This is a genomic window from Paenibacillus swuensis, assembly GCF_001644605.1.
Lineage (GTDB): Bacteria > Bacillota > Bacilli > Paenibacillales > DY6 > Paenibacillus_N > Paenibacillus_N swuensis.
The window spans coordinates 518823-544499 of sequence record NZ_CP011388.1; the positions used below are offsets into that span (position 1 = coordinate 518823).

The following is a 25677-nucleotide window of genomic DNA, read 5'->3' on the forward strand; positions in this document are numbered from 1 at the left end:
TCCCTTCACCACAATCGACCGGCTAACATCGTAAATTTAAGGAATGTAACGGTATCACCCGCCTGCAACTGAATTTCATCCGCAAGCTTCTCTACTTCCACATCTTCGATAAACACTCTATATAATCCATCTTCAAAAGCTAACAAAGCCGCCTCAACAGCACGTTCCGGATCCGCGTGGCGTTCATCGTATCTAGCTCCGAAACCAACTTTACCTTCTGCCGCTTGATCCGTGATCTCGTTTGCCGTTAAGAATTGAATGAACAAGCTCTCCTTAGCTCGCTCTTGATAAGCTTGAACGTTGGAGATGACTAAAATGGAGATTAAATCTTTTAACGTACGAGGATTCGTATTGAGTTTATATTCTACGTGGGTTAGCATGGGCTTGCGCTTACCTACGCTTTTGACAGTGATATGAATGTTCATTAGGGCTCCTTAAAATACCGCACAATGAGTGTGGAAAACTCTTATATCTATTATCTATTTTTTTGGCTAACTACGAAAGTTAAAGTTAACAACTTATCCAGCAGGTTACTCAAGCACTCATGTAGGTACATTACGCCAAATTAAAGAATACGAGTGACGGCCTGCTCCAGCTCGCTTAACGTTCGCTTCTACTGCCGGAAGTAGAGTATAGTAGGGTTAGTTGAATATATATTCTAGGGGGCTGCAGCCATGTCACAGGAGATTTGGATTAACCTGCCGGTTAAAGATGTTGAAAGGTCAACTGCCTTTTTTAATGAGATTGGATTCCATGCGGTGAGCTTGGGTAATGAGAGAGCGCGGCTTGCCATAGGCCAAACAACGATTCTGCTGTTCCCGGATGCGACATTCGAGAAATTTACCGGTTCCAAAATTTCTGATACTACTCAAAATGCAGAAGTTATATTCTCCATTGGCGCCGAAAGCAGAGAAGACGTAGATGCCTTTATTCAAAAAGTAGAGCTTGCCGGAGGAAGCATTTTTGGCAAGCCTAGTGAAACGGACGGCTGGATGTACGGCGCAGGATTTGCTGACCTGGACGGTCACCGCTGGAACCTGCTGTACATGGATGAGAGCAAGATGCCGAAACGCTGAACATGGAAGCGCCGGCCACCTGCTCTAGTTGGTCCGGCGCTATGCCATAATGCCTATGCTTTTGAAGCGATTGCCCTCTATTCGATATAAGAACAGAATTAAGCAAGGCTGTCCCTCAAGGTTTAGTTACCTTTTGGACAGCCTCCTCTTTGTTGTGGATATCTTACTTTAAAGTAAGTTCCTTTTTCCACGTTAACTCCTCGCCTTGCTCATCCTTAAACAGAATCACAATCTTCCCTGTCTCGCCTTTCATCGAATCCGGATAGAAGAAGCCTGTCATTTGTCCGTTGCCGCTAATGTAGAATCCGTCCGCGCCGCTTGCTCCGTTTGCTATCGCATCTTGAACCGAATTGATAATCATGTTGTCCTTAGACAGCCACTGCATTTCGGCAAGGGCGAACCCTTTCGGAAGCTGTTTTACGGCAAAATCAAAGCTGTTACCCTCGATAGGCTTCTCAATCTGGTCTATGACAACCTGAATGTCCTTGTCCGCGTCGGTTGTAGTCTCAGGCTCTGTTTCGGCTGAATTATTTCCGGTGGCTTCATTCTCCGGCGTCGTTACAGACGCATTCGTCTCCGGTGCAGCGTTGTTGGTCTGATTACTACATGCACTGGCCATTAATAGTAGGATTAACGCTGAAGATAAAACCATATATTTGTGTGTATTCATGGGTTGTTCCTCCGATCGGTTATCTTTCAATCCAAAATCTTTTTACCGCATTACCATCTTCCTCTGTAAAGCTTGCGTCCTGTACTCCACCATTATTGAGTATCGTTCTCTCGGATGCTATATTTCCTTCATCACATACAACAAGGACTTTTCTAATACCAAGTTCTTTTGTTATTTCCAATGACATGGCGAGTAGTTTAGTAGCGTAACCTTGCTGTCTCTCGGTAGGGCGAATCCCGTATCCAATGTGACCTCCACCATTAAATAACTTTTCAGTCAAACCATGTCTGATATTTACTGCCCCTAGAATTCTTTGGTCATCGGTAACTAACCAGTATGTAGAACTTGGAACCCAATCTTCAGGGAGATGCTCGCCCTTTTCATTATCATGTAAAAATTGAATCATATCTTTAAAGTCAGCCGGATCCTTGCTAACTACCCACGGTACCATTGTTTCTCCGCTAGCCTTCCATTCCTCGTAAAAAGCTACGTATTCCTCTTGATATTCCATACTCGGCTTTGCCAGAAATACAGTTCTCAATATCAGCACCTCCTCGATCCATTAACATTAAAAACACGTAGATTGTTCCACGAGCCATATATCTTTCGAAGGTTATGGGTAAGCCACTCTCTTTATCAATTGATAATGCGCTTTATCCTTATATTGCAAACTGATTTCCTTAGTTAGGCTTAATTAATCTAAACTTTATCATTATTATATAGCCTATTAGAATGCTAAAATTTTATTATACCTAAACTTAAAGTTAATTGGTTAAAGTAAACCGTCTTGGTATATTGATTTAAGTTGCTCCATCCATAAATTAGCGAATACGGACTGTCTGGACTGCCTTTTAACGTTGAAAATATGTGATCTGAGTACAATAATGTTAATTTTAATTGCCCTCCGACTATTAATAGAATTAGAAGTAAGAGGCCTAATGAGTAACTGCCTGTTTTAATTCTTCCATAAAAGAAGAAGTAAGACTTAACTCCGATCAGAACTAGAAAAATATATATATATTGGTACAAACAGAATTATAAATAGAATAGCAATGTTACCCTTTCCATATAATTCACCATATGTAATAACCCTCAGGGTTAATAAGTCAATTATAGAAATAATACTTAATGATAAAATAAACAGAACTATAATTAATAAAGTGATCTGGATCCCAAGTCAAGGACACTTAAAAAAAGAGAACGTTAAGCAACTGACAATAGATGATTCCTGTATTGAACAGGGGTCATCTTTTTTAATCCCAATTGATATCTGTGATGATTGTAATACTTAATATAACGATCTATTTCATGTTGCAACTCTTTTAGTGATGTGCAACTTCGACTGTCTACATGGTCTTTCATGTGACCAAAAAAAGATTCCCGAGGAGCGTTATCCCAAATATCCCCTCGTCTGGACATGGACTGACCTAATCCCTTTTGTTTTAGAAGTTTTTGATACGTAGGGCTGGTATAATAACTTCCTTGATCTGAGTGAATAAAGGCATCGCTGTGTAATTTTATTCTTCTTTGTTTCATGAGCCTATCTATGGAATCAGTGGCAATGGATAGATCAATGCGGTCCGAAACGTTGTACGCCAGAAGTTCTCCATTAGAAGCGTCCAATATAGTTGACAGATACCCCATCTCTTTGTTGTCGTACGGAAGATACGTAATGTTGGTAAGTAAAACTAGACCAGAAATGCCCTTCTTGAATTCCCTTTGCAGCTTGTTAGGAAGAGTTCGATGTTCTAAGGTAGCTTTGGCCATACGTTTGTAAGGTTCGGTTTTCTATGCGGACACACAAGGTTTAGTTTTTTCATAATCCTACTAATTCTCTTTTGGTTGTAGGTGATGTCGAATTCATTCTGAAGAACCATCTTAATGGAGCGAGAGCCCGTTTACACGTTTCATCCCGTATATTTACATCAAAACCGTTGGCCTTAAAAATTTCTCTTGGAGCTTTGTAACATATTGATCGATGAATAACTGTTTAAATTCATCCGAATACGTTATTGCTTTTTCACTTACATTGATTACGAACTTGTTCCGAGGTAGGATTTCACGTTCCTTTTCGGTAAAATACTTTTTGCTATGTAATCCCCCAAATGCTTACTATAGTATACAAAAAGGTACCCACAGCCTAAACACTTTTTTTCAAAGTGTCCAGTCTATGGGTACCAGTTTAATAAGAGATGCTTCTTTCTTTAAAAAGGTTATTATTGAAAATTAATTTCGAAAACCGTAGAACTATAAAAAATAATGAAGATCGAAAATACTCTAACGAGGGGGCGATATTGCTCCCATTAAAATGGGGCATGTTTTTTTCATAAACCATGAGTTTCAGAGTTACCCTTCTAGAACGAATCCAATAAAAATGGTTCCAATCATTTCCAAATATGATTAGTTCTGAAACTACCTATATTTCGGGTTACTTTCATTTTACTTCCGAATAACAATTCTCTTACTTGCGTAGCAACCTCATTCGGAGAATGATTATTGGTTGTATGGATGTATATTGTCTCAGCATAATCGATTAGCCAATGAGCGAATTCTTGATGAGCCTAAAATTATCACCCGTCTCTCTATCTATGTCACCACGGTTGTACAACCGATAATTTTTATCGTTACAATAAAGTTAGTGAAACGAAAATTTATGAAAGTTTCGCACTTCTGTAAATCGCATGGCATGACCGTCCCGCAAAAGCCAATTCCAGAATTTATCGCGGCAGTAGCGAAATGAAATAATAGGTTACATCGATCATGGCATTCCAGTCATGGATGTCGCTTAGAAACTATCGTTGTCCGTACAACACTACAAATCAGAAATAAGTGATTCCCCCGGAGGGGGTTTAAATTTAACCCAAATGTCATCCTACCGATCTGGGAAGAACACAGAAAGTTTAGTAATCCCCAGTTCTGAACACACTCATTTGCAGATACCGTCTTGGTTGTGAATAAGAGATAATGCTCTTACCTTTAGGCACCTTGCCGCAGCTGGCGGTGAATAAGCTTCCAGGTTTCCAGAGAATACATAAAGAAAGGGTCCAGTTTATCCAAATTGTTACGCTAGGAGCGGGCAATAAATGATACTTAGCTCTCCAAATTTTCTTCAATGCAATCCATCTCAACTAGCGCATAATTTTCCATCAAATCTCTGCAGTACACATAGAAGGAAGAGTTAGAAACATGGTGATTAATGCATTGTAGAATCTCAGTCTGCGGATATCACGCGCTATAATGGCTGTGGAGAAGCCTGTAAGGTTGTCCACACCCGAAATGAACAATGAATCCGTCCTGCTTAAGCTTACATTGGAGGTGCCCTCGGCATTTTTCGCTGTAAATTTAAGCGCTTTTTGTTTGCTAATAAACTTTCCCCAAAATCTTCACTAAAAAAATATCTTTACTCTTACTTATATATTGGTTCTGAGACGCTTGTTTCACATGTAATCACATCTTGTACTGAGTTGGTAATCATGTTGTTCTTGGACTCAAAGAATTAACGAACCCAGCCACCTTTAAGGGGTCATGGATTTCTCAAAACTATATGCTAGATAAGTTAACGAACTTATCCCATTCATTTAATCTGAGGTTCAATATTTTTGTGATTTTCTCGTAATAATTATAAGAAACTGAAAAGTTAAAAAGATCTGTTCCTTCTGCATTGTTGACTTTCTCAGTTAGAATTTGCTCTGACATACAATGTTCGATAGTGTTCCAATTTTCAATATGTTGACTTCCAGATAAAAATCGATCCCATATCTGAAGTTCATCACACAAAACAGAAAAATATAATAAAGGGGTTGTACTATAATCGTATTTTACTTTTGAGATATTATGGTGAGCTACCGCGCTACATGCCGGAATGATATGTTTACTCAAAACTCCCCTCGGATATTGTGAGTTTCGAGTAAATTCTTCGTGTAATGAAGGGTATTTTTTAGTTTCATTACTTAACCAGTACCACACAGTTGAATATTTAAATAGCATTAATCCACTTGCAACTCCATGGTCAACAACTGGGATTTCATTATATCCATTTTTGGCCATGAAGTAAGTGTAATCCCTCAAGTCTACTCCCGTCGCTTCATACTGTGATAATATATCTAACCCTGAAGTTGTATTAAACCCTAAATCCCTAAGCCAAGGTATATTATCTAACTCATTTATTATTTGTTCTGCTATATTTATATTATTCGTTGGCTTTAGAGGGTATTCACCCACAAAAGACTCCCATATACCCTTAAATAACAACATACTTTCTTGAGACATGTTGCCAATAAACTTTTCAATGCTACTCTGATTATATAAATTATCATAAGATAACACCGACTTTTGATTTTGTTCATCCTTATATTCCGAATACAAATAGCCAATATCATGGAGTAATGAAGCAAAGGTCCATTGAAAGATAAACATACGAATTGGCTTAGAACTATTAATTGATCTATCTATAGCTCCCTTTAATATAGTAACAGTATCATATACATATATCCCCAATAAGAATAGATAAAGAGTATGAGCAGTGTGATCAGTTTGTTTATTATAAGTAATTCTACGTTTTAATTCTAGGGTAGCGACTTCTGAGCGTATAGGAAGCATCTCTGAAAAATCAGTTAACTTGAGTATTTTCTGTGCTATACTTTCAGCTTTCTGTATTCGTTGTATATCAGATCTAATCTGAAAAAAATCATGAAGTTCGACTGCTAAGCCTGGAATCATAAATCTCAAATAGCCTGCTGCCCCCGAGGCCTTTTTAAAATGCGTGAGTAATACCTCATTAATTCCAAATATATACATTATACACCCCTTAAGAGTTTAATTTCGCCCGTTATAACCAGCAGGTGCTGTTTTAATTTCAACTGGTAGTCTTGGTTGAATTGTTGTTTTAAAAATTGTAGGATCTATTTCAAATACACTCACAGCAATCTGGTTGTTTCCATGTACATGCGCAATTAATCTATCATGTTTCGTATATGGTGCTTGTGCTGTTGAACCCCCAAACTCACCGGAATTTGCCAATATAACTGGTTGATACATATGATAATGTAGTGCACCTACCATAGTATCAAATGTATGTACATCTTTGTTCATCGCTGCTACAACAAAAATGTCTGATACTTCTCGTAAATCTGCCACTAAAGACAGATCGGTGGCGTCAAAGCAAATTGAGCCGGCAACATGGACCGATAAGTTATCACCTTTTTTAAATTCCACAAGAACCTGGTAAGGTCTATGTCCCTTTATACCCATGGTTTTCTCTATAGCTGTCATATGATATTTACCTTGGCGTACTTCAATAAATTCCCTTCCAGAACTGTTTTCTGATCTTAATAACCATAAAGCTTGGTTAACTGTTTCCTTAAGTGATTCATGGTGTATAAATGTCATCCCAGCAAAGATACTAGCTTTTGTTGAATCCGAAAGTCTTCGTAATAGCCAGATGTCATCCGGATGAATTGATAATTCAGGGAATACAATCAAATCTACTACATTTGATTCTTTTAAACTTTGTGCTTCAATCCAAGCCTTTAATTGGAGTCTAACAATATTGCATACTGATGCAATATGAGAACGGTGACGAGCCCGATAAGATTGTGTCCAATTAATAGGATCTTTCTCATTAAAATCATTTACTTTTGGAAGTAGAGTTTGGACAATCGCAACTCGAAATAACAAATTATTTTTCTGATAGTTTATTGTTGGTATAACATAAACTGGTGTCTTAGTTGATTTACCAAACAACTTAGATTGGTGTTTAATCCTTATAATGATTAACTCTAAAAGATCGGATGTGTTTTTAATCTTGTAAAAGTCATTTATTAAGTTCCCATGTAAATTTATCCCTGGCCACTGAAGCATTCTAATTAATAATTCACTCAACCAAGGGGTAATTGGGTCTTGGGTAGAACTTAATCCTTTTGCTGAATTTAACAAGCCTAGTCTACGACTATACCATGTCGATCTTAAACCATTATATCGCCCAACACACTCACGTGAAAGAAATGTTGAAGCAGTGAAATCGTTTTCTCCTGTAAAACATGCCCTTAATATACTCCCCAATCCATATAGCCAAGCTTGATTTGATTTTACCCATGAAGGTATAGCATAAGTGGAGCCACTTTCTTCAACTTTATTAATTGTAATTTTTAAATAGTTATCATTATCAAATTTCAAATGTTGTATCTCATTCCAGTTTTCACATTTAATTTGAATATTCCTTGGGGTTAGACCATTATTCAAAGCATTTTCAATACCTTTTATTTTTAATAGTTTATATATTAATAGTAACAAGGCATTTTCCTGAAAAAAAGGGTTTTTATTACTTTGTATTAACTTGAGTAATGGAATTTCTTTATTTTCTAGCAAATTAACTTTTGTTAGTGTTAAATCCTTAATTTCAGCAGGTACATATTGGTACCAATTAGAATTACGTGCAATTCTAACTTTGCAGATTTCTACGGCAAGATCAGAACGATTCTGCACTAATAAAATAATAACTTTCTTTTGTTCTTTATCATCCATCTTACGAAGTAATCGTATAAACCAATGTACAAATTTTTTTTTATTTGGATGAAGTTGCTGTGCAATAAATGCTATTGATAACCACTGACTATTTTTTACCTCAATGTCTTTATATAATAAGACCTTATGTAATAGGTGGTATAGTTCAACCCCTTTCTCATCTTCAATTTCAAATGAATCGCCAACTGAAGCTAATAATAGCAGAGCTTGTTGCTTAACATACCATGGGGATTCTGCCCTTTCTACTAAAATACGCTTAGCAAAGGCTGACAACTCCTGACGAAAAGCCTCAATATCTACTGAGCTTGGATACTCATTTTCTGAACGAAACCCTATTTCAACTGCTCCAGCCCTCAATATATCAGCTACAACATACTCTATAGTCTTAATTTCTTCCTCAGTTAAATTAGAATTTGGCTCCGGAAAGAGTTTATGTTCCAGTGACTCAATTACAGTCTCAAGCAACTCTATGTTTGGGTACAAATCTAACCCGCACTTCAAGAGCAAGGTTAAAGAAGGATTGCTAGCCCAACAAGCAATTAATTTACGTGCAGTTGTTTCATATTCATGATCAAGCATTTGACCTGAAGAAACATCCTCCAGTAGGGATTCTTCTTCCCCCAATTTTTCATGAAGATCTGTCATTCCTCGGCGATATCGCAAAGATTTCACAATTCTCGTGGCCACAAATCGTTTTAAGGTATCATCTCTAACATCTATATTAGCGGTTGAAACTTTGGATAATAGTAGTTTATTTCCTTTATTCTCTTCGATATTCAAAATTCTTTCGGAAATTTGTAGTAAATTGTCTAGTCCTCCTGCAATTTGTTGCAGAGAATTCACATCTGGAGTACCGCTCAATACACCTTGAAAAATTGTCATTAAGGATGAAATATTATTCTGTGTTGACATTTGATCAAATGAAATTATTTTCGTTTTTCTATCATTGACTTTTAGCATTTTCTTAGCTTTAATACCATTTAAGTAATTCTTTAAGCATGCATTAATATAATTGCATATTACATCAGAAATCTTGTTTATATCTTGACTATTAGTCGTCTCAACAACAATTCGTATGTCATCTACATATCTACAGTAATCCCTAATAATAATTGATTCCATAGAATTTGAGTTAATTTCATTACCAACAAGTTGATCAAATTCTATTAAATATGCATTTGAAAAAAAACCGCCTGCCACGAGTCCCTGTGGTAACCCATCCTTTAGATCTTCCATCATAAAAAGACTATTATAATTACTAACTTCCCAATCCCAATTAAAAATTTTTTTTAATGCTTCCCAGAATTTAACATCATCATTATACTCGACACCAAGATTATATGTTTTTAAGTAATTACTATATATCTTCTTTAACTGTAAGATTAAAGAGTTTCGATCAATATTGTTAAAGAATCCCTTTAAATCTATAGAAATAATATGTAGTCTTTCATTTGATCTCAATTTTGTTGAATAATGTTGACATATTTTATTAGGTCTGGACAAGAACAACCGATAGTCATCGTAAAATTTACGATAAGTTAGTGAGTTTCCCCATCCATAACTTGCTTTGTCATGTTGTCCTTGCATTTTAATCCAACTGCAGTGTAGTCTGTTTCCATAACTATATATTCCTTTAGACTGTGCTTCTAAAAAGTTTACCTCCTCCGAAGGTCCTTGAGCAGTTTCAATAGAATCTGCTAAGCAAAGCATAGCTGCAGTTGCAACGGTTTGATCTTTAATATTAATATGTGCTAATGGACGGAGTTTCTGACTTTTCTCTGACTCATTCAGAGGTTCTTTAGGATGCCATAGATTTTCAGGAAGGTGATTTGTATCCTCAATTGTTGAGAATACCCAATTTGAATTTTTAGGTGCAGGAACTAATTTCATCTTATCTGGAAAAAAAGTGTTTTTTTGTAGCTTTTCAGACCATTTATTTATATTATTCTCCAAGTTTATAGTCGAGGCATCAAGCTCCAAAACATCAGCATACCAGTTATGTCTTCTTATATATTTTTGTGTTTTCTTCCACGCTTGAGACAAAACAACAAAATCTGATAGGAAGTTAATATTAGGAGCAATATTTGAATATTTATCAATAATATTTGACACTGTGACACCCCGTATCCACAATTTCGTTTTTTATATAATTACCAGCTTAATATCATTAAATGTTGAAAAACACATAATATGACTTCAATTACTAGGTCCCATGGATACAGAAAAAACTAATATTTTTGCCTGAACATTGCATTATTATCCAGCCCCTTAATGGATGATGTCCATTTTTCATCAAGAGGAATAGTGTTTATAGCGTCTTCAGCCATTTGAAGTTTTGCATCCATCGAATCTATAAGGTGTAATGCTACAGCTTCTGCCAGCTGTGGTTGTACTGGGCTTCCCCATTCCGCAATGTTATGATGAGAAAGAACTAAATGTTGAAGTAACATAACTTTTTCAGAATTGACTTCCAATTTATTTAATATTGTTGCTTCCAATATCCAGTTAGTAGCTATAACAATGTGTCCAATTAACTTACCTTTAGTACTATAATCAGTTACCACTCCGATACTCGCTTCATATTCTTCAGTTTTTGCTATATCGTGGAGGATAATTCCAGCAATTAAGAAGTCTTTGTTTAAAAAAGGGCGTTGATTACATAAAAAATCTCCAATCTCAAGCATGCGAACTATATGATAAGCAAGTCCAGCAAAATATGAATGATGATGTATTTTAGCTGCAGGATAATGTTCTAATTTCTTTTTTGCTTTCTTTACACAAAACTCAACAATTGTTCTTATTTCTTTATCTTTTATCTGACAAATATGCAAATTTATTTTATTTATTAATTCACTAGCTTCTATCGGTGCGCTACGGATATAATCTGTTATTTTAACATTATCCTTTGAATTGACATTTTGGATATTGTTGATTTTAACTTGAAGCCTATCACGAAAATTTATTACAACCCCCTTTACCTTAACTAGAGTCATCACTTTAAACATATCTGTTTCATCGGGATTAACATCCCAATATTTGGCTGATATTTGTCCACTTGAATCGCTAAGAACTAAATCAAAATATTTTTTTTGTAGTGTACTGTTAGTTGTGTGCTTTGTCTCAAGTTCTTTTAATAAATAATAACCTGCAAATTCATAATCAAGTTTCAAATTTTTAATAAGTGTCAAAGTTTCCCCCCCCTATACTATTGGAATACTCATATTATAAATATACCATAATTTAACGATACATTATGACACATGCATTGTTTTAATGAGCTATTATAAGATTTGTCTTCAAACTAAGAACTTGAACACTATTGAAAAAATTTCCAGTTTATGAATTCGTGATAAATTTATTACGCAGCTTAAAGACCTAGCAATCATATAAAGAATCAGCCAAGAAAAATCAATAAGAAATCTTGATTTTTACCAGCATTACGATTACATTTCATGTTTTTTTGAGTCATTTGTCCACATCCATTAGTAGTGTTTGTCACTCCACCTCCTCCCGCCCCAATCACAATCTCCATAGGGCTTTCAAGCCCCGCTGAAACAGAAATAATCCGTGGGAATCAAAGGAAATACAATAAAACGAGCAAATAAAGTTTGATGTGAAACAGGAAAAAAGCAGGAGATAAAGCAGGATTTAAGGTGGAGGGAAGGCCTGATAAATCAAGGGATTCAAGGTTATATGTCCCATAGAATTGGAGTATTAAAAGAAAGAGAGCCGAGCGAAGATCAGGACAAATACCTGAAGATCGGTCGGCTCAGTAGTGAACTTTATTTGCCCAATGATAGAGGGTATAGTGACTCTAAGCTCTTGTCATTCTTTCAAGCCCTATCGGACTTTGACTGGACATACAGCAATGGTGCTTACAGCAAATACGGTGGAGGTTCGCTGAACCCTGATGGACGGATGCAATTTGTGGGTACTAGGGCCGCATTGAAATCTTTCCCGATGGTGCTAAATGATCATGCAGGCATCCCTAATGACCAAAACAGAAATATTGCTTAGAATACTAAACCAACACCCCCCAACAAGCTTAATGGGGGGTGGAACAAATTTTATAGTCTTCCCCATCTAAACGAATATGGAGCAATCTGCACGTTGTACCATCTTTTAATTTTCATACTGTACTCAGCTGCACATTGAAATAGCGGCGTCATTCAAGAAGACTTTTCCGAAACACAAAATGGCCCACCATTTGATGGGTGGGTTTTATTCATACTGTTTCCGGTACTTTTCCTTTGATATCTCTCATAAATTTCTGCACTTCTAATTCGCGATCAAACAATACTTCTGACAATGATCCGTTTTGAGAAATTAGTTTTAGCAGCTTATCCTGTTTATCGAAATAATAAGTAAAATCAACAATGGCCCCATCATTCAAAGCACATCGTGTTTCTACAATTAGTCCTGTGTAGCCATTTGAAAACTTTACGAACTCATAATTCGGAAGCTTTACATTTGCAATCAACTCTGACGGCAATATAACGTGGCCTTCAATTAAGTTGTATAAATATCGAATATCCACTATCTCATTCTCCTCCCAACTCAGATTCTAAAATTTTATCAACAAAACCATACAATTCTTCAACCTCAGTCAATGCTGTTTGGTATTCTTCTGGACCCCAATCAGCTCTTTGCCTAACTCCAACAGCTTTATTTACACGAAATTCTAGATAAGCAGCCAGCATGGCTGCATTGTCCTTGAGCTGACCCGGCATCCACGAATATTTCCCTTTAAATAACCGTGAAGACGCTAAGGTATTCGCTTCTTTTTTTATATTATATTTCAAAATCAACTCTGGAACCATCTCAATTTTGATTCGGTCATCAAGATTTCGTTTTTTGCGGTGAATAAATTTGTCCGGCCGAAGAATTTTCTCTGAAGCTGAACCTTCTTCCTGTCTTCGTACCATCTGCAAAAGCACATCTTCTGGATAATTAGGCAATACCTCTTTTAGTCTTTTCAACTTCTCTGCTTCCTCTGCCTGTCTTCTCTTCCGCTCCTTGATCAAGTCTGTATCGATAAATGATTTGGTAACAAACTCGCCTTCACCCTCTTCAAAAGCATGGCCAGTACTCTTTTGTATGATTCTCTCCGTGACGTTCTCGCGATCAAGTTTGTTCTCATTTTTCTCTATCCACTTGATGATATCGCTCTTATCTTTCTCATTTTGGTAATACCGCCACAGTTCTTCCAGACCTAACTCTTTATGATGTACAACACAAGCTATATTGTCTTCAGGTGACTTTACTTCTTCCTGATCAATAGATCGTAATACACGACCAATAAACTGCTCGTAAGGGAGGCTATTTCTAAAAGGCCTGAATATGGCAGCTACACTTAAGTATTTGTGATCATACCCCTCACCTAATTTAGCTACGTGTAAAACGACTTCTACCTTGTGATTTTCAATTGCGGAAAGCCTATTTTTGAGCTCATCAGGAGTCAACCTACTATGTACTAATGATACATTCATTCCATTTTGCTCGTAAAGTTCCACTAGTTGCTCCGCATGATAAATGCTACATGCAACTGCGATAATCTTATGAGGTAAGCCTGAAGATCTTTTTTGAGTGATAAGTTCAATGCTCTTTTTCACAACTCTCAAGCTGCAAGCTTGCGAGTAAGCAACCGATCTCGTTATCCAATCTTCATCTTTTATGCCCATCTCCCTAATTTGATCAATGGAATACATAGTTCCGTCATTTCTATCGAGTGTCAAAAACAACTCATCGGGAATATACTCAACTCTTTCAAGTGTTTTCACAAAGCCATTCGCCATAGCTTTACTAAGGGGGTAATTATAGACACAGTTCCCAGTAATTAGTTCGCCGTCTGATCGTTTCGGAGTACCTGTTACCTTAACTACCTTTGCGTTAGAGAAATGCTCTACAGCTCTCTCCCAAGTAGGAGCGGTCGAATGATGTGCTTCATCAATAATAATCAAATCAAAAAAGCTCGGTTCAACTCGATTAATTAGAGATCGCTCCAACCTCTCTTGTAATTTATGGACGTTCAATATTACTATATTTGCTTCCTTAAGCTCCCAATCATTCGTTTTATTATTATATTCAATCACCGATGGTAACTCATCAAAGCGTCTAAAGACATTTCTAGCGATCCAAAAATTCCTCGGGTGCTCCGGATCTAATGAGTCCAAAACGGCATCTTTTATCACCAGCTGAGGGGTGACTATCAGGACCCGTCCCAATGAAACGCCAAAAGGCACAATTCCCATCAGTCCAGTTTTACCTACACCTGTAGGAAGTATAATAATTGCATGTTCACTTTTACCATTAATATTAAAATGGTCATAGACTGCCTTATATGCCTCAATCTGAGGTAATCTTAATCCTTCATTAGTTTCGATGTTAGGAATAGACTCCAAAAAGTAATTATTATCCATTTATAGGCCTCCCCTTGGAATGAATATATTTTAGTTCGATAAAAATAGAGTAAATCCCTTCATAATAGACATTCTTTTATAGAATATTGCGAGTTCGGTCCTAGTGATGCAACTAGTAATTGAGAAATTCCCTATTTAGAACGGGTGAGAGGAGCACTTAAGATGTTAACGAAAGATCCCAACGTTTTGTGAGCCTTTCTGACACACCAAAATAATTATAATCAGCACTATGTTATGGAATATAAAAGTTTGGTAATTTCAGCTAAGCCCTAAATATATGACGAAATACCACTTCAGTCTTCTCAGTTACTTCATCCTCAGTAAAACTTTCACTATCAGACAGTTCCAAACATTTGGATTACTTCTTGCGAGGTCTGTAACTATAGTATCTAAGGTAAGTAAGGTGTTTTTGTAGGGAGGATAAGTGAAGAATAGGGTTATTTATTTGGGGAATAGGTTGAAAGCTGATTTTACGTCAATATTAAAACTATCAACCTCCAGTTTTTCTATCTCCGCCGATACGGTAGGGGCTGTTACAAGCCTTAACTTTCACTATTGATTAATAAATTATCTTCACTAGTGGGTGGGGATACAACAAAGGACGAATATCAACAGCCCCCTTATTGAACATATAGTAAAATAAAGAAGCGGGACTTTACCCGCTCCGTTGCTGTATACGCCAATACACCACAACTATTAGTCTTGCCTGACCAACAAAGCCACACACTCCACATGCACCGTATGCGGGAACATGTCCACCGGCGTCACCTCCGCGACGATGTAGCCGCCGTCGGCAAGGACCCGCAAGTCGCGCGCGAGCGTAGCCGGGTTGCACGACACATACACGATGCGTTCCGGACGCATCGCCAGCAACGTGTCGAGCAACACGGCGTCGCAGCCCTTGCGCGGTGGGTCCACCACGACGACGTCGGCCGCGATGCCCTGCTGCTTCCATGCCGGAATCACTTCCTCCGCTTTGCCTACGGCAAAGGTGGCGTTCGTGATTCCGTTCAGCAGGGAATTGCCGCGGGCGTCGTCGATGGCCTCGGGGACGATCTCAACGCCGTACACATGCTTCGCATGTTGTGCCAGGAACAGAGTGATCGTCCCGATGCCGCAGTACGCGTCAATTACGGTCTCCCGACCGCTCAGCGCCGCGTACTGCAACGCCTTCCCGTACAACACTTCCGTTTGTACGGGATTAACCTGATAGAAGCTTCGCGCTGAAATCGCGAACTTCACATCGCCAATGGTGTCGTGGATTACATCACGCCCCCACAACACCCGCGTCACGCCGCCGAAAATCACATTCGTTCGCGCCGTGTTCACGTTCTGGCAGATGCTCTGCACCCCCGGCACCGCCGCACGAATGCCCTCAATCCACTCGTCCACGCGTGGGATGCGATCACCGTTCGTCACGAGTACGACCATCACCTCACCTGTGGCGAACCCATATTTCACCACCACATGACGCAGCAACCCGCTCCCGGAAGTCTCATCATAAGCCCGCACGCCCAGACTCCGACCAATCTCCTTCACCTGGCGCACCACATCATCGTTCTGCTCATGCTGAATCAGACATGCTTCCATATCAACAATCCGGTGCGACCCCTGCGCATAGAACCCGCCAACCAGACCGCCCTCTTCCATTCCAAAAGGCACCTGAGCCTTGTTCCGATACCGCCAAGGATCCTGCATACCGAGCGTCGGATGCACAATAATCCCTGCTTCCCCGCTACCGTAATCATTGTTCTCGGTTCGAACGTTTGCTTCACCGCTGCCCTGTTCATTGCTCTCAGTTTGAACGTTCACGTCCACCGCCGCAGCATCCACCACATCACCCGCACGCTCGTCCTTCTTCGTCACAAACCCAGCCACTTGCAACTTCCCGATCCGCTCCAAGCTGTCCACCACTTGCTGGCGCTTATGCACAAGCTGCGCCTCGTACGTCATATGCTGCAACTGGCAGCCCCCGCATTGCTTATAAATCGGGCAAGGCGCTTCCGTCCGCTCCGCACTCGGCACCTGAATCTCCAGTAACTTTGCATAACCGTACTGTTTCTTCACTTTCATTACCTTGGCCCTTACCGTCTCTCCTGGCAATGCTCCCTGCACAAAAAGGGTAAAGCCCTCCGCGCGGCCTACCCCTTCGCCATCATGACTCAATCCAAAGATCTCGACGGTCACTTCTTGATTTTTTTCTACTGGCGCAACAGATCTGCTATCAATGGCCCCAACACCTGTACTATTGCCTACATTACTCCCTGAACTGGCACCGATATGAGCACCTGCTCCTTTACCGGCTTTACTTCCTGCACTGACACCCTCGCGAACCCCTGCACCTTTGCCCGCTCCCGCGCCTTTACCCCGTCTTTTGCTCATGTAAAACCGTCCACTCCATTGCTGTCATTTATCAATCCATGTATTGTTTAGGCGGAATTTCCCGTCCTCTGCGATCAAAGTATTTTATCTCACCAGCAAAACTGTTCTGCGTCCGCGAAGCCAGCTTCGCACTGACCATAAACATATTTCCCGTCGGCACAGCCAGACTTAAGGAATCAGCATCATAGAAGCTAGCCTCCGCACGCGCGATCCCCACTAAATTCCTACCTGCGATCCACAAATATTGCCCTTCCTCAGTTTCCATTACCCGGCTGCGTATATTCATGGATCCTAAGCCTTTTCGCTCAAACTTCAACTTTCCGAAGGGACCTTGAGATAATTCCGCATCCCCGACCTGTCCTGTTTTATTTACTACATATAACACTAGTTTCTTATCAACTATATCCTTGATACCATGAATCGATACAGGACTGCCTACAAATTCTTCAATGCCAAATTGAATGTCCACGCGATTATTCGGAATATTGTATTCATATAAAGGCAGCACCAATTTGAAAGCGAACCATATGCCACATACGATCAAGACCAACATACCTACAAACTTCACTTGAAAAATCCATTCGCGCTTTCTCATATCAGGGTTGCGTATATCCATGTGTCGCACCTCTCAGCCTTATAGAAGCAGTCACCACGTCCTACGTATGATCCCCATAAGCACTCTTCCCGGTCTCATCCATATAAATGTTCAAATGCGAAGGCAACACCTCGAACGTACAAGGCAACACCCCGCCCAGCTCGCCGTCCAAGTTGATTTGCACGTTGTCGATCGCTGTAATCTGCAGATGCTTCGTCTGAAAATAAATCACATGCGGATCATTCATATGCTCGCCGCGAAGCGCCATGCCGGCCAGACGGATGAACTCCGCCAGGTTACATTTGCGCAGGATCAACACATCGAACATCCCATCGTTGAGCGATGCATCCGGTGCCAACTTCTCAAAACCGCCGACCGAGTTACTATTCGCGACCAGAAACAACATGACTTCCTCATGAATCTCGACACCCTCCGCCGTTACATACAGCTCAATCGGACGCAGCCGCGGCAATTTCTCCAGACCCTTCATATAATAGGCCAGTTGCCCGATCATCGTCTTCAGCTTGGAAGGCACCTCGTACGTCAGCTCCGTCATGGAACCACCGCCGGCAATGTTGATGAAATACTTGTCATTCGCCCGACCCACGTCAATCGGTTTCGCATACCCCGCGATAATCAAATCACAAGCCAAATCCAACTGCTTCGGAACCCCCAGCGCACGGGCAAAATCATTCGTAGTTCCCAAAGGCAAAATCCCCAGCGCCGGACGATTCTCCATCCCCGCCATGCCGTTGATAACCTCGTACAATGTACCGTCTCCGCCAGCCGCGATGACGATATCGAACCCGCGCCGAATCGCCTCGGCCGCCGCTGCGCTTGCATCCCCTTCACCGGTGGTCGCATGGCAAGAGGTCTCAATGCCGCCTTGCTCCAAGCGCTGCAGAATTTCAGGCAACCTCTTCTTGATTTCTTCCCTGCCCGAGGAAGGGTTATATATTAATCTTGCTCTCCGAATCAACGTCTCTGCCATGCGATCCTCACCTACTCAGCTTTTATACGTACATTTTTGGAATAATGGAATCCAATCGTATTCATGTCTTTAATGCCGTTCTGGTAAGCCGGGATAACGCGCTCTCCACCCGATGATTCAACCACTCCGCCACCAGCGGATGAGGGAGCAACGCCCGACCGTTATAACGATATTCTAACCCTTGCAGCCTCGTCGGAATCACCGTTTCCGTAAAATACCCTTCACTTAGGAAAAAAGGCGCCACCACCACATCCCAATCCGGACGCTCCCGTTGCCAGTATTTCACCCGTTCCGCCGCCTGCTCCGGCAATAACATTGCGGTATCCGTCGCCGCAAAGCCGCCGAGTTCGCCCAACTGCTTCGCCAAGGAGCTGAGCACCTGCTGCCACTGTTCGTGAAAACCCTCTTCTTTACTGCCATGTCCGACTAGCAAAAGAATTTCCCGCTCCGGTCGCACCGACAGCTCCCGAACCTTCTCCCATAGCATAGCCGCGATTTCGGGTTCATCATCCATCGGCCGGCACCAGTGCACCCGCGCATTCACGCGCATCAGCTCCAGATCCGTCTCCAGCTTCGGTTCCTCCACCACGCCAAGCGACCAGGAGATTTCATCGACATGCGTGCTCCCCGAGGATACGAACAGCGGCACTGCAATAATATCTGTGACGCCCTGCGCCTCTAGACGATCAATCCCGTCCTGAATGAGTCGTCCCTCCACAATCTCCAGAAAAGAAGATTCTACAGGAATAATCGAATGTCCATGGTCTCGATCAGCCGGCATCGCCCGCGGCTCTTCATCCGATGGGCCGCCACCTAGCGCTGCCGCTGGTTGCCCAAACCGCATCTGCGCCACCGCTTCATCCACCAAACGAACCCATTCCGCGCTCCGCGAACCGTGGCTGATGACCAGCACGCCGGGGCGTATTTTATCCATTATACTCATCCGCTCCGAAACCCTCCTATCCGCTTGCTGCACGTACATTTCATCTATATATGATGCTACCCGAATCTGCCCAAGAAATCAACAAACCGTGCCCTTGTGTGCGCTCCATTAAAAAAATAAAGGAACCCTTCCGAGTTCCCTGATTTACAAGCATATATTCGTGGTGATATGATAAGTATAGAAGTAGGAGAGAGTGGCCCACTACCACTCCCCCGACACAATTGTGAGCGGGAACCTCCATTTTACCAGAGATAGTCCGCGCCGGGGCCAAACCAGAGCGGGCTATTTTCGTTTCTTCAAGTACGTTAACAACGCGAGAATGAACATCCCCAACATCATCACTTCCGAGAAAGTAAACGTCATAGGCATCACCTCCATCCGGAGGCGATACTTCCCTACCCAAGTCAACTGTGCGTTTATAATTATATCAGATGATGTAATATTTTGGACACATACAATTTACAGCCCATTAACCCCAGCCACCACAAACGCCATCACGCCCAAAACCACGGCCGGTAAAGCTTTACGGAACGAATCTTTGGAACGAATATGCGAAACAAGGGCGCCAAGCATCGTACCCCCTACCCATAGACCCGCGAACACAGCCCAAGCCGGATACCACAATCCCGCGATCATACCGAGCGCCCCAACCACTTGCACCAACCCTGTCACCGTCAGGAACCACATCGGCAATCCCAAGTGCGAGAAACCCTCCACCTGTGATTTCACTCTTGCGATTTTGCCTCCCCCTGTAACCAGAAAAACGACCGCCAATATAACCTGCAACACGATGGACAACATATGCATATACAATGCCCCCCTCTCAGCTCTAATCAAAAAAACCGATTCTCCCCTGAAGGAAAGCCGGTTTCTCCATGTTCATGTGATGAATAGTATAGATGATTAACGACCTAGGCGATCTAGCGCCATTTTGTACCCGTCGTTGCCGTAGTTCAGACACCGCTTCACCCGCGAAATCGTTGCCGTGCTTGCGCCCGTCTCCGCCTCGATCTGGTTGTACGTCGACCCCTTGCCGAGCATACGCGCCACTTCCAGCCGTTGGGACAAAGATTGAATCTCGTTCACCGTGCACAAATCATCAAAAAATATATAACATTCCTCAACGCTCTTCAACGTCAAAATGGATTCGAATAACTGATCAATGGATTTATCATTCAACTTCTTCAGCTGCAACCGTATCAACCCCTACTATGACATAAAGATAATTTTACTTTATTTGCTTAAAGGATTCAAGCATTGACGCTATATTGCAGTGCATCGCGAAACTGTTTCAGCGCTGAACAGCAGAGTTCCCCACACTTTAGGCTCATCTCCCGGAAAAACTTCCCTCCACCCGAGACAAACGTCCATACGGCCGCAACGCCCATGACATAGACTACACTATCATCCCTGTGCTTGAGCGGAGTTTTCCAACCAGGCCGCAAGGGAATCCACTATTCGATGGAAAAAGGGTGTGAAAATACATGCATAACGATAAATATGCCGCATATCGGAGCAACGACGTGGTGGTTTACCAACCAAAAGTAACCGCTTATCACGGACAGCAACGCGGATTGTTCGGTTCTCCTGGCGCGGGACCGGGTCCAGGCTTTCCGGTCGCCGGCCCAGGCGGAGGTCAAGGCGGCCTGTTTGGCGGTGGCGGTAGTGGCGCGGGCGGCGGTTTCCCTACGGGAGGTTATTCGCCTTCGGTACCGACATTTCCTGCCGCGCCGGTCGAAACCGTCTCCGCTACAAGCGGGGGATTAGCCTCGGCCAAGAATCTGCTGTCATCCATGCCGAACTTGAAGGACATTTCCGGCTTCGTGGACCGGATGGGCGGCATCGACGGAATCCTCTCCACCATGACCAAAGCGCAAAAGCTGATGTCCAGCATGCAGCAAATGGCGCCGATGATCAAACTGCTGGCGGGCTCCTTCGCCAAGTCCAAGTCCGGCGACACCAGTGACGCCGACGACTATCGCCCGCGCCGCAAACGCCGTAAGCGCAAAGGCACCAGCACCGCCCGCCGCAAAACCAGCGCCAAGCGCAAACGGTAGGTTAGCTAGGGCCAGGCCGCTCAGCACACTCATAAGTCGTACTCCAGCACATCGAAAACTCCGTTTCGGCAATAAATGCCGGGACGGAGTTTTTACGCCTTGCAAGACAAATACATCCGGTATGCCTCGCCTCCAAGAGACGCAACGTAACCGGATGTGAATCTAGTTTTATACTATCGCTATGATGTTAATATTTTTATCGGTACGGGGGTTCAAATAACGAGTCTGGCGCGGTGTACTCATATTTTAATGGGGTGCTGACTTTATCTCCATAGATTGCGTAAATATAATAGGTATGCGTCACACCAAGCCGAGAACGATCCCAATAAAAACTGTTTGCAGATGGTTTCTCCCAATTATCGTAATAAACCAAGCTTTCATCATGATTAATCACTTCATTTATGACATAGGAGTCAGGTGCGCCATTATCCGACCTATGCCGCCATCCAAAATTATATAGCATTATATACTCGTTATTCTCGTCTTCTTCGGACATTAAAACATTCATATACACATCATAAGGTCGCAGATTCGAATAAAGTGGTTTTCTTTGTAAATCAATCTGCTTGGTCACGGCTAAGGTGGAGGCTTCTGTCCCTGTCAATAAAGTATAGCTTACTTGGGCACCTCCCCTTTCCTTGTAAATTGGCATATCAATAAACTGGTTATATACATAATGTTCATCATGAACCTTATTTGTTTGGAAACAACTTGAGTTGTGTTGGGGATTACATTGATAGCTCACAAATTTTTCTTCTTCGCTTGTACCGCTGTATGTTTTCGCAGGCTGTATAACGCGACCGAACACACTGAGGCTCGTTTCCGCGAATGTTCCTCCTCTTGTGATCTTGGTGTCAATCTTCATATTGGCTCGTATCAAGGCATTGAAGACGGCTTTGCGTGCCGCAGGATATTTGCTTAAGAGCTGTGTGGCTATCTGATCCTGATTTCCAAGGGCTAGCATCGTCTGGGGAGACAGCAGCTTGTAATAGTTTATAAGCTTCGCTACCTTATTGTTGTTTGCATCCGGCCTCTTCAGAAGCTTTTGTAGAATTTTGGCCTCGCTGATATACCACCTTGAAGAATCCTTACTTTGGATCATGGCAAAAAGTTCGGTTGACTCCGTATTTCTCCAATAGTCGTTAAAACCTTGTTCAAATCCTTTGTAGCTTGGACTGCCGAATAGGAACTCCACGGCATCCGCAAGTCGGATTCCGCCTTCAATCCCTGCTTGCTTAGATAGTTTCTGCAGCAATCCCTGTTTGGGTTGAAACGCTTTGTAGAGTTGAACTAAATCACGACTATCTCCGGTATAAGCGATTCCCAACAGCTTGATGCATTCCAACAGCTCTTTTCTAATAGCCTGCTGTTCTCCAGCGGGAAATTGAGATTTCACTTCATTCCAGAGCGGGTCCACCAAGGCCAGATGATCTGGGTTATTAGAATCCAGAGCTTTAATCTGGTCTCTAAACGCCTTGACAGCCCTAATCTCTTCGTCGCGTTTCTGGCAGCTGGCGGTTTCCGCGCACTCTCTGTTATTTAGCGCGTCGTACCACTTCACCCAACGCTGCACAAGCTGCAGGGGAGGAAATCCGCCCGCACCCGACGAGTTTTCCGCTCCGTTCGCAAATGCGGGAAACGGAATCGTGAAGAGGATACACAGCATGGTAATGAAAGTTACCAGTTTTTTTATGCTTCTCACCCACTCATCTCCTCTATCATGTATAATGATACACTTTGTATCATTATACATTTACCACAGTTTCCGTATTCTGTAATGAACACAAGGTCATGCGCAAATTGCCCCTCCCTTGGTTACATTGTTCGACAGCATGCTAGTGCTTCGGGCGCAAGAAACGATCTGGTCGCGCGTTTGAACAAGTAGTGTTTCGCTACTTAATTCGGAGGGATAGGCAAAACTCCAGAATTTAAGTAGCAAATCACATCTTAATTCCCGCGAATCGGCCCTTTTGGCAGGATTTCAGCAAATTAAGATGTAAAACACTATTTAAATTTTGCGCGTTCGCCAATATGAACGAATTAAATAGTGATTCACTATTTAATCATTCATATTGGCGCCTTTCATTCCCACCTTCCACTACGACCACTCTTCACTCCACACTGACCGATCCTGCACCTGATTTACTTAACCGCTAACCTACTACCGCTCTATTAGCACATTCTCCCTGCCTCCATCACCTTGGCGCATGTCTACCCAACGGTTACCTGCTACCATGCCGCTAACAACTCCCTAACGCTATCAATTACTTAACATCCCTTACCCTGCCACTACCTCCTGCCGATTGCCACTACTCCCTCGCCTGCCACAACAAAAAACCGGTCCTAACCCCAAGGTTCCTAAGGAACCCCAGGTCAAGGACCGGCTCTTTCACTTGCAAATCTTAAATCCTAAAGCTTATATCTTACGCGCCGTCATTTTCGCTTGCGTGAACAGCAGCAGGTAGTCGTGGCCGCCGGCTTTGGAGTCGGTGCCCGACATGTTGAAGCCGCCGAATGGATGCGCGCCGACTAGGGCGCCGGTACACTTGCGGTTGATGTACAAGTTACCGCAATGCATGTCTTCGAGCGCGTACGCGATGCGGTCTTCTTCTTTGGAGAAGAAGGCGCCTGTCAAGCCGAACTCGGTGTCGTTGTACAGCGCGATCGCTTCTTTGTAATCTTTGGCTTTGCCCAGCGCCAGAACAGGTCCAAAAATCTCTTCCTGCATAATACGCGCTTTACCGTCCACATCCGCGAACACGGTAGGCTGAATGTAGAAGCCGTTGCCTTCCGCTTTGCCGCCGCCCGCGATCAGACGACCTTCGCCTTTGCCGATTTCGATATATTCGAGAATTTTCTCATAGGCATTTTTGTCGGAAACCGGTCCGATCGGGAAGTTCTCTTCTTGCACACCAATGCGCAGCGCCTTTGTTTTCTCAGCTACCAGCTCAACAACTTCATCGTACACAGACTCGACGATGAACGCGCGGGAGCCCGCGGAACACTTCTGCCCCTGGAAACCGAATGCCGAAGCGACAATCGCGGAAGCCGCTGCTTCCAGATCCGCGGTCTCGTCAACCACGATACCGTCTTTGCCGCCCATCTCCGCAACGATCCGCTTGATCCAGATTTGGCCCGGAGCGGTTTCAGCCGCCAGACGGTTAATGCGAAGTCCTACTTCTTTGGAGCCTGTGAAGGAGATGAAGCGTGTTTTCGGATGCGTCGTCAAGTAGTCGCCCACTTCCGCGCCGCTGCCCGGGATGAAGTTCAGCACGCCCGTAGGCAAGCCGATTTCTTCCATCAGTTCCACGAACATGTGCGCGATCGCAGGAGTTACGGATGCAGGTTTCAATAATACCGTGTTACCGGACACGATCGCTGCTGTCGCCATACCTACACAGATTGCCAGCGGGAAGTTCCACGGCGGAATAACAACGCCTACGCCCAATGGAATGTAGCTAAGCTTATTATCTTCGCCAGGCACTTTCGTCAAAGGCTTGTGCTCGTTCGTTTCGCTCAAGCGAATCATTTCGCGCGCATAATACTCCATGAAATCGATCGCTTCGGCTGTGTCGGCTTCGGCTTCCGGCCAGTTTTTGCCCGCTTCGAAGATCATCATCGCCGAGAACTCATGCTTCCGCTCACGCATCAATTCGGCCGCGCGGAACAGGTAACCCGCACGCTCTGCCGCAGGGACGCGCTTCCAGCTCTCGAACGCGGTCAAAGCCGTTTGCATCGCTTTCTCCGCCAATTCCTTGCTCGCTTTGCTGACCGATGCGATCACTTCGTCCGTGTTACCCGGGTTGATGGATACGATGCGGTCTTCCGTCGTAATCTTCTCGCCGCCGATATGAAGAGGGATGTCTTTACCCAGAGTTGCTCTTACTTTCGTTAACGCGTCTTCCATCGCTTTCTTGTTCTCAGGTTGGCTGAAATCGACGAAAGCTTCATTTTGGAATGGGGAAATGCCTGTAGTGTTTGTGTGAGTTGTCATAAGTTAGCTCTCTCCTTTTCTGTATATC

Annotated in this window: 19 protein-coding genes and 1 pseudogene; 3 read left to right on the forward strand and 17 right to left on the reverse strand. The window is 42.6% G+C overall.

Annotated elements, in window-relative coordinates; all coding sequences use genetic code 11:
- Positions 1–5 precede the first annotated feature (5 nt).
- Complete coding sequence (locus tag SY83_RS02320) at positions 6–425, reverse strand: hypothetical protein (RefSeq protein WP_068603897.1); 420 nt, start codon at positions 423–425, stop codon at positions 6–8.
- A gap of 249 nt (positions 426–674) precedes the next feature.
- On the opposite strand from SY83_RS02320, the gene SY83_RS02325 reads away from it, so the two are divergent.
- The gene (locus SY83_RS02325; protein WP_068603899.1) at positions 675–1076 is read left to right on the forward strand and encodes a VOC family protein; all 402 of its coding nucleotides are present in this window, start codon (positions 675–677) and stop codon (positions 1074–1076) included.
- Between the two features lie 163 nt (positions 1077–1239).
- On the opposite strand, the gene SY83_RS02330 is transcribed toward SY83_RS02325, so the two are convergent.
- The 6 genes and pseudogenes from SY83_RS02330 to SY83_RS02355 form a co-directional block, all read right to left on the reverse strand.
- The gene (locus tag SY83_RS02330) at positions 1240–1746 is read right to left on the reverse strand and encodes a hypothetical protein (RefSeq protein ID WP_068603901.1); all 507 of its coding nucleotides are present in this window, start codon (positions 1744–1746) and stop codon (positions 1240–1242) included.
- 19 nt (positions 1747–1765) lie between these two features.
- Positions 1766–2257: a GNAT family N-acetyltransferase gene (locus SY83_RS02335; protein WP_068610772.1), complete on the reverse strand. Its 492-nt coding sequence runs from the start codon at positions 2255–2257 to the stop codon at positions 1766–1768.
- A gap of 692 nt (positions 2258–2949) precedes the next feature.
- Positions 2950–3641, reverse strand: a pseudogene (locus tag SY83_RS02340) (IS3 family transposase); the annotation flags it as partial.
- 1645 nt (positions 3642–5286) lie between these two features.
- Positions 5287–6543, reverse strand: coding sequence for a hypothetical protein (locus SY83_RS02345; protein ID WP_068603904.1), 1257 nt, complete (start codon positions 6541–6543; stop codon positions 5287–5289).
- Between the two features lie 18 nt (positions 6544–6561).
- Complete coding sequence (locus SY83_RS02350; RefSeq protein WP_068603906.1) at positions 6562–10380, reverse strand: RNA-directed DNA polymerase; 3819 nt, start codon at positions 10378–10380, stop codon at positions 6562–6564.
- 116 nt (positions 10381–10496) lie between these two features.
- Complete coding sequence (locus tag SY83_RS02355) at positions 10497–11456, reverse strand: 3'-5' exoribonuclease YhaM family protein (RefSeq protein ID WP_068603909.1); 960 nt, start codon at positions 11454–11456, stop codon at positions 10497–10499.
- 505 nt (positions 11457–11961) lie between these two features.
- Between SY83_RS02355 and SY83_RS02360 the strand changes: the two genes are divergently transcribed.
- Positions 11962–12285, forward strand: coding sequence for a hypothetical protein (locus SY83_RS02360; protein ID WP_068603911.1), 324 nt, complete (start codon positions 11962–11964; stop codon positions 12283–12285).
- Between the two features lie 208 nt (positions 12286–12493).
- On the opposite strand, the gene SY83_RS02365 is transcribed toward SY83_RS02360, so the two are convergent.
- The 8 genes from SY83_RS02365 to SY83_RS02400 form a co-directional block, all read right to left on the reverse strand.
- The gene (locus SY83_RS02365) at positions 12494–12805 is read right to left on the reverse strand and encodes a hypothetical protein (RefSeq protein WP_068603914.1); all 312 of its coding nucleotides are present in this window, start codon (positions 12803–12805) and stop codon (positions 12494–12496) included.
- A gap of 4 nt (positions 12806–12809) precedes the next feature.
- The gene (locus tag SY83_RS02370) at positions 12810–14687 is read right to left on the reverse strand and encodes a DEAD/DEAH box helicase (RefSeq protein WP_068603916.1); all 1878 of its coding nucleotides are present in this window, start codon (positions 14685–14687) and stop codon (positions 12810–12812) included.
- Between the two features lie 696 nt (positions 14688–15383).
- Positions 15384–17069: a 23S rRNA (uracil(1939)-C(5))-methyltransferase RlmD gene (gene rlmD / locus SY83_RS02375; RefSeq protein ID WP_082882261.1), complete on the reverse strand. Its 1686-nt coding sequence runs from the start codon at positions 17067–17069 to the stop codon at positions 15384–15386.
- A 31-nt stretch (positions 17070–17100) separates the two neighbouring features.
- Positions 17101–17664, reverse strand: coding sequence for a type 2 periplasmic-binding domain-containing protein (locus SY83_RS02380; RefSeq protein WP_197479944.1), 564 nt, complete (start codon positions 17662–17664; stop codon positions 17101–17103).
- Between the two features lie 61 nt (positions 17665–17725).
- Positions 17726–18655 (reverse strand): diacylglycerol kinase, encoded by a 930-nt coding sequence (locus SY83_RS02385; protein ID WP_197479945.1) that lies wholly within the window; start codon positions 18653–18655, stop codon positions 17726–17728.
- Between the two features lie 61 nt (positions 18656–18716).
- Positions 18717–19598, reverse strand: a complete 882-nt coding sequence (locus SY83_RS02390) for a sirohydrochlorin chelatase (RefSeq protein WP_197479946.1) — start codon at positions 19596–19598, stop codon at positions 18717–18719.
- Between the two features lie 459 nt (positions 19599–20057).
- Positions 20058–20405, reverse strand: a complete 348-nt coding sequence (locus tag SY83_RS02395) for a DoxX family protein (protein WP_068603920.1) — start codon at positions 20403–20405, stop codon at positions 20058–20060.
- 96 nt (positions 20406–20501) lie between these two features.
- On the reverse strand, positions 20502–20792 hold the full coding sequence (locus SY83_RS02400; protein WP_068603922.1) for a YerC/YecD family TrpR-related protein: 291 nt from the start codon (positions 20790–20792) through the stop codon (positions 20502–20504).
- Positions 20793–21082: 290 nt separating this feature from the next.
- Here SY83_RS02400 and SY83_RS02405 point away from each other — a divergent pair, with 290 nt between their 5' ends.
- Positions 21083–21655, forward strand: coding sequence for an aminotransferase (locus SY83_RS02405; RefSeq protein WP_157279769.1), 573 nt, complete (start codon positions 21083–21085; stop codon positions 21653–21655).
- Between the two features lie 196 nt (positions 21656–21851).
- Here the strand turns inward: SY83_RS02405 and SY83_RS02410 are convergent, their stop codons facing one another.
- Both SY83_RS02410 and pruA read right to left on the reverse strand, forming a co-directional pair.
- Entirely contained in the window at positions 21852–23408 is a 1557-nt protein-coding gene (locus tag SY83_RS02410) for a hypothetical protein (RefSeq protein ID WP_157279770.1), read from the reverse strand.
- 663 nt (positions 23409–24071) lie between these two features.
- A complete protein-coding gene (pruA, locus tag SY83_RS02415; protein WP_068603930.1) occupies positions 24072–25649 on the reverse strand; it encodes an L-glutamate gamma-semialdehyde dehydrogenase in 1578 nt (525 codons plus the stop codon).
- Positions 25650–25677 lie beyond the last annotated feature (28 nt).